A 17,472-nucleotide genomic window follows, 5' to 3' on the forward strand; every position below is an offset into this window, starting at 1 on the left:
TTGCGGATGAATTAAGGTAGTTTTGACTACCTTTTACACATCTTAAAGAATTTATTGCGTTTTGTAAAGTACTTTTAGAAAAAAATTTTTCTTGGGATTTACACACCCACAATAGAAAATCCCCAATTCCCTGAAAAAGGGGACTTTGGATTTTAGATTTTGGATTGGGGCAAACGCGCTTTGTTCTTCAATTCACTGCTGGCTGCTTGGATATTGACTCTACACCGATTTCTTGTAAAGGCGGACGCACACATAAATAAATCAAGGGGCCGAATAGTGGTATCAACGCTATTAACCAGAAAAACTGCGGATTTTTCCAACCGCGACGCGCCATATCATCGCCCAGTAATGTCGGAAATAAAAGGCTAAGTAGGGAAAAATCTAAACTCATCACATTGATGAAGCGGTTAGTTTGCCATTCTTGCACAAAACTACCCCAATCACCTCCTCTTAAACCGTAGGCAACTAAAAGAACTGTGACTACAGTCAACAAAACCCCAGTTACACGGGAATCTAGCAGCTTGAGGAAGATATTCTTTTGACCGACAAACTGATTACTTGGTTCTCTAAGGGCTAAGTAGGGTAATAAGGCAAACATCCCAACTGCGAAAGAAGCCGTAGCAAATAGCCAAGCAGGTATTTTTTGTCCTCTGCCATCAATAAACACTACTGCGCTGTAAATAAGAGGCCAGATGCCCATGAGGTTAAATAGTGCTATTACTAACGGGTTAATGCCTTGCCACTGTCCAGTAGAAAGGTTTTTAATTAACTCGAATGTACCGGGTTGCTCAGGAGGTGCGAGGAAAAAAGCATAGATGATGAATCCTAACCACAGGAAGCCAAAAGCAATTTTTCTAACCATGAAAGACTTAAGTAGAATTAATTATTGATTTTGCCGCTACAAATTAGGCTATCTGCTTGCTATTGTATTGTTCCTTATTAGGGATTGAAATAACTGAAGGCTTCTGAGAGGTAATCAGCAGCAGATGCCACGACTGCGATCGCATTTTCATAATCTAGACGTGTTGGCCCCAAAACTCCCACACTTCCTACTGGTACTGAGCCTCGGCGATAAGTGGAAGAAATTAAGGTGCAGCTGCGGATCGGTTCTAATGGGTTTTCTGCGCCGATGCGAACTGTTACTCTTGACTTACTAGCATCCTCCGGTTCTGGTTCCTCAAATATTAATCGCCATAGTTGGTCTTGTTCTTCTTCTAGCAGGTGGATAATCGTTTGTACCTGCTGTAACTGGGAAAATTCCGGCTGGCGCAAAACTTCTGACACACCCCGAACCATAATTTGTGTTGCAGTTGGCGCATGAGTGCGACGAGTTAATTCGGCAACTGAATTTTTCAAGAATTCCCCGTAGCGTTGGAATTCCTGATCTAGTTCGCTCCAGTTGAGATTGGCTAATTCTAATAGACTTCGCCCCCGCAAGTGGGTATTCAAAAAGTTAGAAACAATTTGCAACTCCCGATCGATTACCTCTGAATCCCGTTGTGCTTCCTCTGGTATTGGCGACAAATCCATCAACTTGGAATGTGTCTCGTAACCATCGGTAACAACAATTAACATAATTCGCCCCGCTTCAATTTGCACTAATTGCAGATGTCGCAATAGTGCTGTAGTTGTTTGCGGCATGGTAATCAAGCTAATACAACCACTCAAGGTTGCTAAAATTTGGGCGGCTCCTTGCAGTAGGGTTTCTAAGCTCCGATCTTCCCACTGGAGATGCTTTTGCAATGCTACTTCTATTTCTCGTCCTAAAGTTTCTGTACCACTTCGTGGAAGCAAGCTACGCGTAGCGTCTGGCTGCGACACGCTGCGCGATCGCAGAGAAGGTGTAATTAGCTGGTCAACATAAATGCGATAGCCTGAATCTGAAGGCACTCGTCCGGCAGAGGCATGCGGTTGGTAGAGTAATCCAGACTTTTCTAAAACGCCCATCACATTGCGAATTGTGGCTGAACTTACACCCAGATCGTACTCCTCGACCAAAGCCTTTGAACCAACAGGCTCTGCTGTAGCAATGTAGTGACGTACTGTTGCCCAGAGTATATGCTGTTGTCGATTTGTTAACTGGACTTCCATAGGGTATGTTTTGCTAGAGGCAAATTTTAATCAAAGTCTGAAAAATTTCTGGATTTGATTGAAAAAAGAATATTAATAATTAATTAAGATAACAAATTATACAATTATATTGTGATAAGTAATTTTAAGGTTCACGGACAACACTCTTGAAAATTGCACTCTAAATAGAATCTAGGCTTCTACAGCCAAAGCTAAAGGTTTGAATTTATAACATCTTTTATCAGCTTATTTTTGCATTATTCTACACTGGCAAAAGTATTATGGGATACGTATTTTTGCGGCGATCACAGCGAAGATTTGGGTCGAAAAGTTCAGTAAGTATGTAGCAAGTTGAGAAAGTTACAAGCTTTTCTGATAAGTTCCTGAACTGATGTAGTGCTATTTTCATAATCAAAAAAGCCAGATGGAAGAGTTAATTTCCATCTGAGTAATACAACTAAAGACAAGCTAATACTGGGGAATTGAATGGTCTACTAAGATGGAGTAAGCGTCAATACCACCCGAAATATTTTGCACATTTGTAAAACCTTGAGCAATTAACCACTGGCACATCTGGGCAGAGCGAATACCGTGGTGGCATAACACAAGAGTTTCAGCTTGAGGATTGAAGAGGGTAGGTACTTGATCTCCCCATTCGGCAAATTGACTCAAGGGTAGGTTGACAAAGCCCTCAATAGTAGCGATCGCCAATTCTTCTGGTTCTCGCACATCCACTAGCTGTATACTTCCATCACCAGAGGAAAGACGTTGTGCTAGTTCTTCTACACTAATCTGGTTCATGGGTTGACTAAAAGAATTCCCGATAAACAGTCCTAATCTTATTTTATGGTGACAGAAAATCTCTGCCTTTGCATGAGTATCCATTCTCAAGAAGGCTGATAAATTCTGGTAGGCTTTCTGCTTAAATGGCTGTAAACCGTCTTTTTTAAAGGTTTAATGTGAATAGTCAACGTTCATTTATTGGTTTTATCGTCGCAGGTGCGATCGCCCTAATAGTAATTGCGATCGCTGGCTTTTACTGGTTTTTCGCCAAAAGTCCGGCTAACCTGATTGCTTCTACCTCTGAGCCTGGTGCAGCCATATTCGTGTCGAAACTTTCCCCTGCAATGGTTTCATTGCTGGCGAATCCCGATCAGTTACAGGCTTTGGAGCGGGAAGAGGAACTATCTAAACTCAAAACCAGTTTATTCTCCAAGAGTGGCATAGATTATAAACAAGACGTTCAACCCTGGTTAGGGAACGAAATTACATTAGCTATTACCACCTTAGATATCGATCGGGATTCAGAAAACGGACAGCAGCCAGGATATCTGTTAGCACTAGCAACCAAACAACCAGAGAAAAGCAGCGAATTTCTCGAATTGTTATTTTCCAAACGGGCATTATCTGGCGCAACTTTAACTGTTGAACAATATAAAGGCGTAAAACTGATTTCTGATAATCAACCAAAGGAGGATTTGCTTGCAGGTGCGGTTGTTGGTGAAGGCTTTGTGTTGTTTGCTAACGATCCGAAAGTGTTGCGAGACGCGATCAATAACGTCCAAGCACCCGATCTAAATTTGACTAGCTCTCCCGAATACCAAAAATCGACTAAAGAATTACCCAAAAGGAGTTTAGCTGTAGTTTTCTTGAATCTTCCCGTTGTAGCCAAATGGCAAGGCTTAAAACTACCAGAACAACTTTATAACAGCCAAATCATATCTTTGGCGTTGAACCCGAAAGGATTGCTAGCGGAAACTACTTTTTTAACTTCATCAGAAATTGTCCCTTCATCCCCGCCACTATCTAAACCTGTGAAAGCATTACAGTATGTTCCAGCATCCGCAGGTTTGGCAATTTCCGGCTCAAATTTGAGTAATTTGGGTGACAGCGATTTAGCTAAACTCTGGAGACAAGCAACAGCTACTATATATGGTTCTGGGGAAGATGTTGTTTCTCGGTTAGCAAAACCTTTGGTAGATGTTCAAAACCGCTGGGGTATAAACTTGCCAAAGGATATTTTCAGTTGGGTGCAAGGAGAATACGCCATAGCATTGTTACCTGAGAAAGAGCAAACAACCCCTCATTGGGTTTTTGTGGTGGAAAAATCTGAGAGTGTAGAACAAGGTATTGCTCGTTTGGATGCGATCGCATCATCCAATGGACTCAGCATTAATCCCCTGACTATAGATAAGCAAAAAATCTCCGCTTGGACAGAGTTAACTACGGCGGCTAAAAAAAGTGATGTTAAAGAAGGAACATCCTTTAGCATTGAAACAAAAGTCCGGGGATTGCATACCAACTTAGGAAATTACGAAATTTTCACCTCCGACTTAGAAACGATGGATGAAATTCTCACAGCCAAGGATAATTCCTTGATTGACAATCCCAATTTCCAAAGCAGTATTGCTGCGATTCCGCTACCAAACCAAGGCTATATATATCTTGACTGGACAAAGAGCCAGAATTTGTTAGAGCGTCAAGTACCAATTCTCAAGCTAGCGGAAGTTTTAGGGAAACCGTTTTTTGATAACTTGCGATCGCTCACAGTCAGTAGTTATGGAACTGACACGCGATCGCTCAAAGGTGGCGTTTTCTTCCAACTCAATAATTCCTGAGATTTTTATAAAAGCTCAAAGTGCAGAAGGTAAAAGAGTTTTTTACCTTCTGCTTTTTGTTGCCCCATAATACTTACGTATGCATTATGTAGCATTTGCTATTTATATTTGACACTACCTCTCTCAACTGGTGTTTGCTTCTAGGAGTGGTTCGTCGGTAGTGCTAATTAGACTGACTTACTTTGCAACTAAATCATCAATAATTTTGCGGGAACACAAGATAAAATTTTTAGTCATTAAGCAAGTACTGATTAAATATCAAAGGCTTAACTAAGAAGTTATAAGTCAAAATTCATCATTAACTAGAAGAAAACTATCATTAATTTTAGTTCACTAAATCATTGATTTAGCGAGGTAAAAAACTTTGCTTAGTTATCTATAGGAATCCGTTTTGATTTCTGAAAAATCCGTAGGGTGTTATTGCGGAGAGTACGGCACTAAACCCTTGAGAATGGTGCGTTATGAACCTCGTTCTAACACAACGCCAGTTGCTATATAGCGGTTCTCAGTCGAGTGAGGTACAAGAACCCCACCCCCAACCCCCTCCCCGCAAGCGATGAGGGGACTATGATGTACCTCATGTGATTAGGAAACGCTATAACGGAGGGAACCTCCCTTCGGGTTCACCAGTCGCCTAGGTTGGGAAACCCGCCTACAGCGACGGATTCACCGCAACGCACTGGCTCCCCTACAATACTTAATTTTGTTCAAAAACCAAATAGGAGTCGTATATAGCTTACGTACTCTTTCTGAATCATGATGCTGAATTTAGTTTAGATAATTCTAGAACTTATTCAGTTTAACTTTAGTTGCTCTGGTAATTTATGCGCTGATTTTTTGAACGTAAATCAGTCTATTTTAGATATTTTATGCATTTAATTAATTCAGCAAAATCTTATAATTTATACATGGGAAAGCTTTCCCACTTAAATATGATTGATAATGATTTTTTCACTATCAGTTTTCCGAAATCTACTGCAACAGATTTGGAACTAACACTATCCAAAATATTCCAAACAGGTGAGTTATGAATAATCAAAATTTCACGAGAACATCTATCAACGTTATCAAAGCTTTTCTAGCTGCGGCTGCACTGATAACTGCTTCTATTGGCCCTGCTTTTGCTAACGATCAAGTTGAAATTTTGGGTGCAGAATATGGTGGTAATGGCTGCCCTGAAGGATCTGCTGGTGTGAGTGTCAGTCCCGATGGTCAAGAGCTAAGTATTCTATTTGATAAGTTTATAGCTGTAGGGAATAAGGCAGAAGAAAGACGCAAAAGCTGTAACTTAAGCATTCCAATCAAAGTACCTCAAGGTTTTCAAATTTCCCTTTACGATGCTGATTATCGAGGTTATGTTGCTCCTGGGACAACTGGTAGACTAAGAGCAGAGTACTTTTTTGCTGGTCAGCGTGGCCCTGTTTTTTCTCGGACATTTAAAGGCGAAAGTGATTACAACGTTAGAGATCAATTAGTTACCGTGGCTGATGTTTGGTCACGCTGTGGCGATAGTGTCAATATGCGAGTGAATGCTGCAATGACTGCCAGTGGTCAAGGGATGGCGACTGTTGACTCCTTTGACCTTGCCCATCGGGGGTTAGTTTATCACATCAAATATCGCCAGTGTCGTTAAGTCTTTTCAAGGTCGGCAGCAACAAACTCTTAGTTTTAAAAGAGTCTAAAACTTTGTTGGGTTGAGCAATACGAAACCTAACACCATAATTGATGTTAGACTTTCTTACCTCAATCCAACAAAGCTTTTTTTGCACTTAAAGCTTACTGTTTCTAAATGTCTAATAGACATCTCCAGAAATTCAATATGTGTAACCTGAAATCCTTGTAGAGACAAGAAAATTCACGTCTTTACATTCTTTTTCGGAGATATCTAATAAGTATATTTAAATTTAAACTTACACACTAACAATTTTGGTAGTATTCAAGCTTTCAAAGGTTAATCGTAAGTTTCCCAAACTCTGTTTCCAACAGAGGTAATCACATCCAAATCATCAGTTGGAAAATTGTAACTGCTGTTTATATCAATAAACAACCTAGCAATTAGCTGTTTGATTTCAAAATCTTATATTGTGGCACATTTTAATGTGGCACAACCAACTGAAATTTTACTGGAATTTCTTAATTAGAATATGTATATATCATTACTTGAATTTAACAGCCTGTTGGAGGGCTACTATGAAATACTGTCGCCCCCGACTTCAGTTTAGCAGCGCCTGGTTGTTGGCAATACTTGCTACGATCGCAGCTAGCCCTGTAATCGCACAGACAGCGAACTTTGGTACTTTCAACTTATCAGCAAATTTTAATCCAGCACAAGGAACAGTGCAGGGGTTTACAGGTGGTTCTTACTCATTGTCTGCCATAAGTAACCGCGATCGCGATCAAAAAACCTGTATCGGGTTTGCCGATCCTAAACCAGATCATATTATGGTTTTGGAAAAAGACTTTTCCCAGTTAACAATCCAAGTCGATAGTAGCAACAACGATACTACTTTACTTATCCAAGGGCCAGATGAAAAGACAATTCGTTGCGGCGACGACACTGGCAAAAGCAAAGATGCTAGCGTTAGCGATCGCAACTGGAAAAGTGGTACATATCGGATTTGGGTAGGTACATTTAATCCTGGGGTCAAGCGCGATTACACTCTGACAGTGGAGCAGCGGTGAAGTGGGGAGATGAGGGAGACAAGGGAGACAAGGAGGAATTATTTAACAAGTTTCTTCCCCAATGCCCAATGCCCCATTCCAATTTTACGTGTAACACCTGAGAGGATAATATGGGAGAGTAGCTTGTTGTGCTTTCCGAGGGTGCTATCTCGTGCTATCTATACTGCGTGCTGACTTTCGTATCATATTTGAACGTGACCCAGCTGCCCGTAACTGGTTGGAAGTTTTATTTTGTTACCCTGGTTTGCAAGCCCTGCTATTCCATAGGCTGGCTCACTGGCTGTATACTGTCGGTCTTCCCTTTATTCCTCGGCTGATTTCTCACTTGGCTCGGTTTTTGACTGGAATTGAAATCCACCCTGGTGCAGCAATTGGGCAAAGTGTGTTTATTGACCACGGGATGGGTGTAGTAATTGGTGAAACTGCGATCGTGGGAAACTATGCTCTAATTTATCAAGGTGTCACTCTTGGGGGTACTGGTAAAGAATGTGGTAAGCGCCATCCAACTGTGGGCGAAAATGTCGTAGTCGGGGCTGGAGCGAAAGTACTAGGTAATATCGAAATTGGTAATAATGTCCGTATTGGTGCTGGGTCTGTTGTACTAAGGGATGTACCTTCAGACTGTACTGTAGTAGGCGTACCTGGGCGGATTATATATCGTTCTGGAGTACGGGTTGCACCTCTTGAACACAATAACTTACCAGATTCGGAAGCCGAAGTGATTCGGGCTTTAGTAGACAGGATTGAAGCGCTGGAAGAACAAATACAAAATCTTCAGCGCCCACATTCTTCTGAAAAAACTCCTGTTTTGGTGGGTTGTTTACTCACCAAAGAAGATGAGCTAACCCATGATTCTCGCTGGTGTAATCTCAAAGATAAGACCATCCAGCAATTCTTAGATGGTGCTGGCATTTAGTTAAACTCAAAGCTTAAGGGCTAGGGCGTGTTTTCAAACTACTCGTTTAGCCTCATAATTTTTTAGATCCCCCCAACCCCCCTTAAAAAAGGGGGGCTAAGAATCTCTTAAAGTCCCCCTTTTTTAAGCAGGGCCGATTCATTCCCTAAAGAGCGCTAAATATCAAGGGTTCTAGCGATTTAAAATTGATTATTTTGTTACCAGCGTGCCAAGAAAATGAACAATTTTACTGTTGTTTAAGTGCTTAAAAGTTCATCTTCTCGTCACTCTCACTTACAATTTTCTCGCTAACCATCTTTGACAAATCCTGTTTGAAATGGAATGAATCAGCCCTGCCTTAAAAAAGGGGGCTAAGAATCTCTTAAAGTCCCCCTTTTTTAAGGGGGATTTAGGGGGATCTAAGACTTTGAAAACACTCACTAGGGTCAATCATTTTGACTCTTGACTAAATCACGGATTAATCGCTTCACTAGACCACTCTTGCTGGTCATTACGGCAGTAAAACCTTCGATTTTGGGGTTCGCCGCGTAATTCTAAATGGTCTACTTGCGCTGGGTCGAGTAGCAGTAGACAAAAATTCGGCAATGGCTGCACGGGGTCGGGTGCTGGTGGTGCAAAAGCTTCTGGGGTTTCAACTCTGGGTTTACCAGGATGGGGCCAAGCAAACTGTAAACGTGCAGCATCACTCAGTTCTTGCCACATTACAATCCGGGCTGGTTGTAAATCTTGGTGAAAATTATCACCGCTTATTAGGGTTAAACAGCCAGCGATGCGGAATTGTTCTCGTGTGTTGGGGAAGTACCAGCAAACTTCTGCCCAAGGTTGTTGCTGTATCTGGTCGGCTTTAGCACTACGAGTATCAGTGATAAATTTTAGCTGGTTTGTATCTTCGAGAAAGCCACGAAAGACTAGGGTACGATTAGCGGGGCGACCATTGGGCTGCACCGTTGCTAGTTGCAGGTAACGGGCATAAACAAGGTTGCGGTTGCGATGGAGTGCATGAGCGATCGCACCTCGCCAAGGAGCAAGAGACATATCAATTAAAAATTGAAAATTAAAAATTAAAAATGAAGAAAGTTAGATTCAATCTGGATTTCCAGGTTTGGGTCTGTTGTCTTATTTTAGACAATTGGTACAACACTAAGTAAATAATTTTGCAATCCTCTCTGCGTCTTTGCGTGAACCTTAACGGATAATATACAGAATCTTGGATAAATTCGTAGGTGATTTAATGGCAGGAATTCAAGTCGGTATTGAGGGTGAAGGCGCACCAGTAGCAGCCGAGGCTTTGCTAGAAATTCCTGGAATATCGGGAAGCTATGAAGTTCCGACGCAAAAAGAGGGAACTTTGGCGGCTGTTGCTACTATTATCGGTATTGTCGGCGGTGCTGCGGCTTTAGCTGAACAAATCCGCAAATGGTATCAAGAATGGCATAAATCTCATCCAGGGAAGCAATTTGATGTGGTAATTCTTGACCCTGATACTGGAAACAGGATTTTACTCGAAGACGCTACTATAGAGGAAATCACGGAAATCCTCAAATCTATCAGCAAATAAGTGCAAACTATCCGCATTCAACTTCGGGAAAGTACGCAGGAAACAGTTGAACTCAGGTATTGGCTACCTCAATTAAAGCACTATGAATCACGTCGCCTGAAATTGGCAGAAATCGCTGATTTCCTCAAGCAAGGTGAACGAGATTACTATAAACTGCTGCCCAATTTATCAGGAATCGGGAAGCAGTTATTTTTTTGGTTGGATGGGGATGGACGGTGGTTGAGTCGGGGAATTGCTAACTGTCGCGGTGAGGGGTTGGTAATTGCCATTGATACAGATCAAAAATTGGCACATCTACCTTGGGAAGTGCTGCATGATGGTGAGGATTTTTTGGTGAAGCGGGTTAATCCGGTGGTGTTACCTCTGCGCTGGATTGAGAAAGAAACGGAAGCGTTTGCTGTGGAAGCACGACAATTGCGAGTATTGTTTATGGCAACCGACCCGGAAGATGTGCAACCAAAGTTAGAGTTTGAACAGGAAGAAGCGAGAATTCTGGCTGATACGCGAGATTTTGCTGTAGATTTGCGGGTGGAAGAAAGCGGTTGCGTTAGCGAGTTGGGTAAGGTGTGGAGTCGCTATCTTGATGACTTTGATGTGTTTCACCTCACAGGACACGCCTCTATTAAAGATGAAGCACCTTACACGCCTTACTTTATCACTGAGACAGAAATTGGAGAACGCCACGAAACCACAGCCGCAGAACTGGCTGAAGTCTTCCGGTTTCGCTTTCCCAAGTTGGTGTTTTTATCTGGGTGTCGGACTGGACAAGCACCAGATAAAGGCGCTGTCCCTTCAATGGCTGAGGCACTTATTGCACAAGGGGCTAGGGCGGTTTTAAGTTGGGGGCGGCCTGTGGAAGATCGGACAGCTACAGCCGCCGCCGCGCACCTCTACGGAAAATTGGCTGCGGGATATCAATTAGCTGAAGCCCTCGCTAGCACTTACCAGCAGTTGTTTAAACAGAATGTGCGTGACTGGCATTTGTTGCGGTTATATGTCCAGGGTGAATGTCCGGGTGCGTTGGTGGAAGTGTCGGGAGATGTGCCACCCTCTGCGTCGGAACCTGCATACCAACAGTTTTTAGATCCCGATACCCAAATGGTGCGGGTGGCGAAACCCTCTGAGTTTGTTGGGAGACGGCGGACTTTGCAACGTTGTCTCAAAGCGATTCGCACTTCATTAGGGGTACTAATTCACGGAATGGGGGGTGTGGGTAAGAGTACTGTGACGGCGCGACTTCTGGAAAGGATGGTTGGCTATCACAGGCTGGTGAACTTTCGGCAACTGGATGAAGACAAACTGCTCAAAACCCTGGCTGAACAATGTACCTCGGAACGGGGGCATGAAATTCTCAATGGCAAGTTACCCTTGATGCAGCGCCTCACCAAGTTTTTCACTGAAGGACTGAATACCAAAGAACAGCGCTTTGCCTTTGTGCTGGATGACTTTGAGGCTAATTTGGATTTACGAAATGGGGTTTATGTCTTGCAACCACAAGTTGTGGATGTTCTGCTGGCGTTGCTGAAGGCGATGCAAAATTCCCAACTTCCCCACAAGGTAATTATTACCTGTCGCTACAATTTCACATTGTCGGAACTGAATCATCGTCTGTACCGCGAACCTCTGGGGGCTTTGGGTGGGGCAGATTTAATTAAAAAGTATAATCGTCTGGATTCGTTTAATGGCAGTTGGCAATTTCAGCCAGATTTGCCCGAACGTGCCAAACAAGCAGCAGATGGAAATCCTCGGCTGTTGGAATGGTTAGATAAGATTTTGCAAAATTCCCAGAACCCCACCCCGCCTACGGCACCCCTCCCCGCAAGCGAGGAGGGGTATATGAGGGGAGTTGAGATGATTCTGCAAAAGATGGCAGATAAGGAAAAGGAATTTCGTGAGGATATTTTGGCACAGGAATTGCTGAAGCAGCAAACTCCAGCTTTGCGTCAAATGCTGGGGAAGTTGTTGGTGTATGAGTTACCTGTTCCTCAAGCTGCGATTTCCCCGATTTGTGAGGATATCTCAAGTTGGGAAAGTCATATTCAACGCGCTGAAATTTTGGGTTTGTTGGAAGTTACCGTCACCAACAACACAGAGAGGTTGTATCGTGTTCCCCGGATTTTGTCACCGTTGCTAGAGTTTCCAGAAAACCCCAAGGGTGAAGAGTTGTATAAACAAGCTGCACAAATTTTGTATCGTTTGTGGTGGGAAGCGGAAAGTTCTACGGAGGCGCAAAAGTTAGAAATTCATCGCTTGGCGTTGTTGGGGAAGGATGAAGAAATTGCGGCGAAAATAGGTAATTCATTAGCGAACCGCTTGGGGGATCAAAGCCGTTTTCAGGAAGCAATACATCTGTGCAAATCAACATTAGAAATTACTAAAAATCATAGTGTTCTCAAAGAAATGGCTTATTCTGAACACCAAATGGGTGAGGTTGATCAAGCATTAAACTATTACCAACAAGCTTTAAATCTTTGTCCCGCAGAAGACGAAAGAGAATTAGCATCAATTTATCATCATTTAGGTATGCTGAAATATGACAAAGGGGAAGTGGATGAAGCGATCGCACTCTGCAATCAGTCTTTAGAAATATTTGAACGCATTGGAGATGTCCAAAGCAAAACGGAGGCGTTGAACCAACTGGGAAATATCTACGCCAACAAAGGGGAAGTGGATGAAGCGCTCGCACTCTACAATCAGTCTTTGGAAATAAGTGAACGCATTGGTAATGTCCAAGGCAAAGCGGTGACGTTGCGCTGTCTAGGAATACTCTACGCCGACAAAGGGCAAGTGGATGAAGCGATGGCACTCTACAATCAGTCTTTGGAAATATTTGAACGCATTGGTAATGCCCAACGCAAAGCGGCGACGTTGCGCTGTCTAGGAATACTCTACGCCGACAAAGGGCAAGTGGATGAAGCGATCGCACTCTACAATCAGTGTTTGGAAATAGATGAACGCATTGGTAATGTCCAAGGCAAAGCGATGACATTGTACTATCTGGGAGTTATCTACGCCGACAAAGGGCAAGTGGATGAAGCGATCGCACTCTACAATCAGTGTTTGGAAATAGATGAACGCATTGGTAATGTCCAAGGCAAAGCGATGACATTGTACTATCTGGGAGTTATCTACGCCGACAAAGGGGAAGTGGATGAAGCGATCGCACTCTACAATCAGTCTTTGGAAATAAATGAACGCATTGGAAATCTCGAACATAAAGCGGGGACTTTGTACCAACTGGGAGTTATCTACGCCAACAAAGGGGAAGTGGATGAAGCGATCGCACTCTACAATCAGTCTTTGGAAATAACAGAACGCATTGATCATGTCCGCGGCAAAGCAATGACTCTGTGGTGGTTAGGGGGTTTGGCAGAAGAGCAGGGTGAATACACTAAAGCGATATCCTATTTGCAACCAGCTTTAGAGATTTTGCAGCGATTGCAGTCACCACACGCTGAAGGTGTGCGTGCAAGTCTTGATAGGATAATGCGTAATTCGTAAAATGTCCAAGGTAAAGCGGCGACGTTGCACAAACTGGGAATTCTCTACGCCGACAAAGGGGAAGTGGATGAAGCGATCGCACTTTTAAATCAGTCTTTGGAAATAAAAGAACGCATTGGTGATGTCCCAGGTAAAGCCGCGACGTTGCACAATCTGGGGCATATCTACGCTAATAAAGGGAATGTAGATGAAGCGATCGCACTTTTAAATCAGTCTTTGGAAATAAAAGAACGCATTGGTGATGTCCCAGGTAAAGCCGCGACGTTGCACAATCTGGGGCATATCTACGCTAATAAAGGGAATGTAGATGAAGCGATCGCACTCTACAATCAGTCTTTGGAAATATTTGAACGTATTGGTAATGTCCGAGACAAAGCGACGACGTTGCAGAATCTGGCAAGTATCTACGCCGAAAACGGGAACTCGATGAAGCGATCGCACTTTTTAATCAGTCTTTGGAAATATTTGAAGGCGTTGGTGATGACCAAGGCAAAGCGGCGACGTTGAACAATCGGGGAAATCTCTACGCCAACAAAGGGGAAGTGGATGAAGCGATCGCACTCTACAATCAGTCTTTGGAAATAACTCAACGCATTGGTGATGTCCGAAGCAAAGCGGCGACGTTGCACCAATTGGCAGGTATCTACGCCAACAAAGGGGAAGTGGATGAAGCGATCGCACTTTACAACCAGTCTTTGGAAATAAATGAACGCATTGGAAATGTCCAAGGTAAAGCAATGACTCTGTGGTGGTTAGGACATTTGGCAGAACAGCAGGGTGAACACACTAAAGCGATATCCTATTTGCAACCAGCTTTAGAGATTTTGCAGCGATTGCAGTCACCGGATGCTGAAAGTGTGCGTGCAAGTCTTGAGAGGGTAATGGGTAATTCGTAATTACTGAAAGTTTTTTGTCTCACGCAGAGGCGCAAAGGCGCAGAGAAGAACGCGAGAGTGTTTTATAAATAAATGAAAATTGCTGTAATGAGTCTTTGATACTCGTGAATGAGTTTTTGAACTCCATTAATGAACCTTTGAGCTTCATTCGTGAACCTCGGAGCTTCGTGAATGAGTCTTTGAACTCCGTTAATGAACCTCAGAGCTTCGTTAATGAACCTTTGAGCTTCGCTGATGAACCTCAGAGCTTCGTTAATGAACCTTTGAGCTTCGCTGATGAACCTCGGAGCTTCGTGAATGAGTCTTTGAACTCCATTAATGAACCTCAGAGCTTCGTTAATGAACCTCAGAGCTTCGTTGTGAACTTTGTTAATCTAGCAGAATGTTTTTAGAGGATGTTTTAAAAGTGGTCGGCTGTAATTTTAGGCACTTATAGATCCCCCCTAACCCCCCTTAAGAAGGGGGGAACCGGAATCAATCAAAGTCCCCCTTTTTAAGGGGGATTTAGGGGGATCTCCAAGGGTTAGACGTATAAAAAAACTTTTAAAACATCCTCTTAGATTAAATCAGGATCTATGCCGAGCGATCGCAACTGTTCTGCTAATAATTGAGCTTTTTGTTCTGCTTGGTGAGCTTTTTGTTCTGCTTGGTGAGCTTTTTGTTCTGCTTGGTGAGCTTTTTGTTCAGCAAGTTTTTCCTTTTCTTCTGGTGTTAAAAACCGTTGTCCTTGTTGGTTATACCAATACATCCACTCCCGTGGTATGCCTAAATAAGTTCCTCGTTCGATGCCAATTCCTAAACCTATTTCTGGCAACCAAACTGGATTACCATCATGTAATTCATAAGTATTGTTAACTAATTTGTAAACTTCTAAACGTGGCTTACGGCGACGAAATGGGTTGTAAACTACATAATACAAAATTCCCAATCTTGCATACTCTGCTTTTTTGGTCGAGTACTCACCACGGTATGTTTTAGATACTACCTCCAACACTAATATCGGTAATTTCTTCTCTTCCCAAAGCACATAACTGGGGCGGAGTCCTTCATCATAAAATCGCTCTACGCCCAAACTCAAAAACCCATCTGGGACGATCGCTGGTAAATCTGGGTCATGATAAATCCCCATATCTATACCAAAAAACCAATCCATGCGTTCTGCCCAAACCATCGCTAAGATAACTTTGAGTAAACCTGGAATTATATTTTGTAATTCGTTATCCACTGGGGTATCGTCAGAGTCTGGCAGTTCCTCAGATGAGGGCAAACAAGCTAATGGATCGTACTTTAGCATGATGGATTTACTCTTCCTCAGTTATTAGTACATCTTTATTTTATAAATGAATCTCGATCGCAATTTAAATGAGAGAATCTGGATCTATGCCGAGCGATCGCAATCTTTCTGCTCATAATTGGGCGCGTTGTTGGGTTTGTTGAACTTGAGGAACGAATTAAGTAATATTTCCCTCTTGACTAATGACCCCTAACTCTTGACTATTAACTAATGACTCAAGTAGACATTCTCATCCTATCAAATGGCCCTGGTGAGGTAACAACCTGGGTGCGTCCGGTGGTAAGGGCATTGCGGCAAAAATTCGGCGATGACCGAAGTCAAGTCAGGATCAGTGTAATTTTATCGCCTTGTCCAAATGCTACTGGTAAAGAAAGTGCGATCGCCCTTTCTTTCCCAGAAGTAGATCGAGTACAGGGAGCAGAACATTTTTGGCAATTTTTACTCTGGGGTAAAACATTTGAAAATTGGGACTGGAGAAGTCACGGTGTAGTTGTTTTCCTCGGTGGCGATCAAGTTTTCCCTATCATCATTGGCAAAAAGCTCGGATATCGCACAGTTGTTTACGCCGAATGGCAAGCTAGATGGCATAACTTAATTGACCGCTTTGGAGTTATGAAACCTCAAGTTGCGGCGCGGGTTTCGCCAAAATATGCCCACAAATTCAGCGTTGTGGGAGATTTGATGCTTGAAGCTCAAGGACAACTTTTAAATCCTAACTCCTCACTCAGCACTGATTTAATTGGTATTTTACCGGGTTCAAAAGCCGCAAAATTAACCCAAGGGATACCTTTAATGATAGCGATCGCTGAACATATCCACGCCAACAGACCTCAAACTAAATTTGTGATTCCTGTTGCTCCAACTTTGGATTTACAAACCTTGGCTAGTTTTGCTGATTCCCAAAAAAACCCTTTTGTGGAAACTTTTGATTTTAGTGGTGCTTCTCTAATTATTTCAGAGGACGGCAAAAGTAACGCATCACTGAAAACACAGAGAGGTTTAATTGTAGAGTTATCACAAGAAAACCCTGCATACAACTTATTGTCTCAGTGTTGTATCTGCATTACTACAGTAGGGGCAAACACTGCTGAACTCGGTGCTTTAGGAGTGCCGATGATTGTTGTGCTGCCTACACAACAATTAGATGCGATGCGTTCTTGGGATGGCTTACCGGGTTTATTGGCGAATTTACCAGGGGTGGGTTCCAGCTTTGCTAAAGTAATTAATTGGCTATTCCTCAGACGCAAAGGTTTATTAGCATGGCCGAATATCTGGGCACAGGAAGAAATCGTACCAGAACTTGTAGGCAAACTCCAAGCTTCAGAAGTTGCAGAAATAGTATTAGATTTTTTGGCTCATCCAGAAAAATTGGCTGAAATTCGAGCCAAGCTACGTCGGGTTCGTGGCGAAAGCGGTGCAGCGCAGAAGATTGCACAGATTATTGAAGAGGAAATTGGGAAGTAGGGAATTGGGCATAGGGGATTGGTTATTTTCCTTATTGCTTTTACCTAATCTGAAGATTCACCGTTGCGTCGCCCTAGTTCAAAAATGGCACAACTAATACATGCAAGTATACCTAAGCTGATTCCCCAACTGGGGCCTAAACTGAGTTCTACACCCCAGTTCAATAAAGCGCCAACTACCAAAAAAGGGACAATGCTAAACAGTGAGGCGTAGAAAGCGTTTTGGGATTCTCTGGCTTTACGAGTCTTTTCAAACTCTGTTTGGCTAGTATAAAGCGATCGCTCGGCAAAGTTAAACCAACGATTGAGTTGTTCAATTACCCATTCATTAACTCGGGAAAAACCTAGATATAGCGCCAATGACCACAAACTCGCTCCAGCGATCGCGATCGTGTCTAACTCAAAGGTAAAAGGTAAAATTTCAGTCAGCATGGCTTATGGGAGTCTTGCAAAAGGTCAACTTTAGCTATCATT

Annotated in this window: 15 protein-coding genes; 9 read left to right on the top strand and 6 right to left on the bottom strand. The window is 42.8% G+C overall.

The window, feature by feature from the left end; genetic code table 11:
• Positions 1 to 187: 187 nt before the first annotated feature.
• The 3 genes from GTQ43_RS09575 to GTQ43_RS09585 all read right to left on the bottom strand — a co-directional run bounded on the left by GTQ43_RS09575 (position 188) and on the right by GTQ43_RS09585 (position 2,871).
• Complete coding sequence (locus GTQ43_RS09575; RefSeq protein ID WP_265272389.1) at positions 188 to 862, bottom strand: DUF2834 domain-containing protein; 675 nt, start codon at positions 860 to 862, stop codon at positions 188 to 190.
• A 77-nt stretch (positions 863 to 939) separates the two neighbouring features.
• Positions 940 to 2,091, bottom strand: a complete 1,152-nt coding sequence (hrcA, locus tag GTQ43_RS09580; protein ID WP_265272390.1) for a heat-inducible transcriptional repressor HrcA — start codon at positions 2,089 to 2,091, stop codon at positions 940 to 942.
• A 447-nt stretch (positions 2,092 to 2,538) separates the two neighbouring features.
• A complete protein-coding gene (locus GTQ43_RS09585) occupies positions 2,539 to 2,871 on the bottom strand; it encodes a rhodanese-like domain-containing protein (protein WP_265272391.1) in 333 nt (110 codons plus the stop codon).
• A gap of 158 nt (positions 2,872 to 3,029) precedes the next feature.
• On the opposite strand from GTQ43_RS09585, the gene GTQ43_RS09590 reads away from it, so the two are divergent.
• The 4 genes from GTQ43_RS09590 to cysE all read left to right on the top strand — a co-directional run bounded on the left by GTQ43_RS09590 (position 3,030) and on the right by cysE (position 8,286).
• Positions 3,030 to 4,688 carry a DUF3352 domain-containing protein gene (locus GTQ43_RS09590; protein ID WP_265272392.1) on the top strand — a complete coding sequence of 553 codons (1,659 nt, stop codon included), beginning with the start codon at positions 3,030 to 3,032 and terminating at the stop codon, positions 4,686 to 4,688.
• 1,027 nt (positions 4,689 to 5,715) lie between these two features.
• Entirely contained in the window at positions 5,716 to 6,321 is a 606-nt protein-coding gene (locus tag GTQ43_RS09595) for a DUF4360 domain-containing protein (RefSeq protein ID WP_265272393.1), read from the top strand.
• Positions 6,322 to 6,878: 557 nt separating this feature from the next.
• Complete coding sequence (locus GTQ43_RS09600) at positions 6,879 to 7,370, top strand: hypothetical protein (protein WP_265272394.1); 492 nt, start codon at positions 6,879 to 6,881, stop codon at positions 7,368 to 7,370.
• 151 nt (positions 7,371 to 7,521) lie between these two features.
• A complete protein-coding gene (gene cysE / locus GTQ43_RS09605) occupies positions 7,522 to 8,286 on the top strand; it encodes a serine O-acetyltransferase (RefSeq protein ID WP_265272395.1) in 765 nt (254 codons plus the stop codon).
• 450 nt (positions 8,287 to 8,736) lie between these two features.
• Here cysE and GTQ43_RS09610 read toward each other — a convergent pair whose 3' ends face one another.
• Complete coding sequence (locus tag GTQ43_RS09610) at positions 8,737 to 9,321, bottom strand: Npun_F5749 family FMN-dependent PPOX-type flavoprotein (protein ID WP_265272396.1); 585 nt, start codon at positions 9,319 to 9,321, stop codon at positions 8,737 to 8,739.
• A 196-nt stretch (positions 9,322 to 9,517) separates the two neighbouring features.
• Here GTQ43_RS09610 and GTQ43_RS09615 point away from each other — a divergent pair, with 196 nt between their 5' ends.
• From GTQ43_RS09615 to GTQ43_RS41435, 4 genes are read left to right on the top strand one after another with little or no spacing between them, the layout of a single operon-like run.
• A complete protein-coding gene (locus tag GTQ43_RS09615) occupies positions 9,518 to 9,844 on the top strand; it encodes a hypothetical protein (RefSeq protein ID WP_265272397.1) in 327 nt (108 codons plus the stop codon).
• Positions 9,845 to 13,345, top strand: coding sequence for a tetratricopeptide repeat protein (locus GTQ43_RS09620; protein WP_321162438.1), 3,501 nt, complete (start codon positions 9,845 to 9,847; stop codon positions 13,343 to 13,345).
• A gap of 24 nt (positions 13,346 to 13,369) precedes the next feature.
• Positions 13,370 to 13,852: a tetratricopeptide repeat protein gene (locus GTQ43_RS41430; protein WP_321162439.1), complete on the top strand. Its 483-nt coding sequence runs from the start codon at positions 13,370 to 13,372 to the stop codon at positions 13,850 to 13,852.
• Positions 13,780 to 14,241: a tetratricopeptide repeat protein gene (locus GTQ43_RS41435; RefSeq protein WP_414859115.1), complete on the top strand. Its 462-nt coding sequence runs from the start codon at positions 13,780 to 13,782 to the stop codon at positions 14,239 to 14,241. The genes GTQ43_RS41430 and GTQ43_RS41435 overlap by 73 nt, the downstream gene beginning before the upstream one ends.
• A gap of 556 nt (positions 14,242 to 14,797) precedes the next feature.
• On the opposite strand, the gene GTQ43_RS09625 is transcribed toward GTQ43_RS41435, so the two are convergent.
• The gene (locus tag GTQ43_RS09625; RefSeq protein ID WP_265272398.1) at positions 14,798 to 15,535 is read right to left on the bottom strand and encodes a Uma2 family endonuclease; all 738 of its coding nucleotides are present in this window, start codon (positions 15,533 to 15,535) and stop codon (positions 14,798 to 14,800) included.
• Between the two features lie 210 nt (positions 15,536 to 15,745).
• On the opposite strand from GTQ43_RS09625, the gene GTQ43_RS09630 reads away from it, so the two are divergent.
• Positions 15,746 to 16,999, top strand: a complete 1,254-nt coding sequence (locus GTQ43_RS09630) for a lipid-A-disaccharide synthase (protein WP_265272399.1) — start codon at positions 15,746 to 15,748, stop codon at positions 16,997 to 16,999.
• Positions 17,000 to 17,043: 44 nt separating this feature from the next.
• Here GTQ43_RS09630 and GTQ43_RS09635 read toward each other — a convergent pair whose 3' ends face one another.
• Complete coding sequence (locus tag GTQ43_RS09635; protein WP_265272400.1) at positions 17,044 to 17,430, bottom strand: hypothetical protein; 387 nt, start codon at positions 17,428 to 17,430, stop codon at positions 17,044 to 17,046.
• Between the last annotated feature and the right edge of the window lie 42 nt (positions 17,431 to 17,472).

It is taken from the genome of Nostoc sp. KVJ3, assembly GCF_026127265.1.
Lineage (GTDB): Bacteria > Cyanobacteriota > Cyanobacteriia > Cyanobacteriales > Nostocaceae > Nostoc.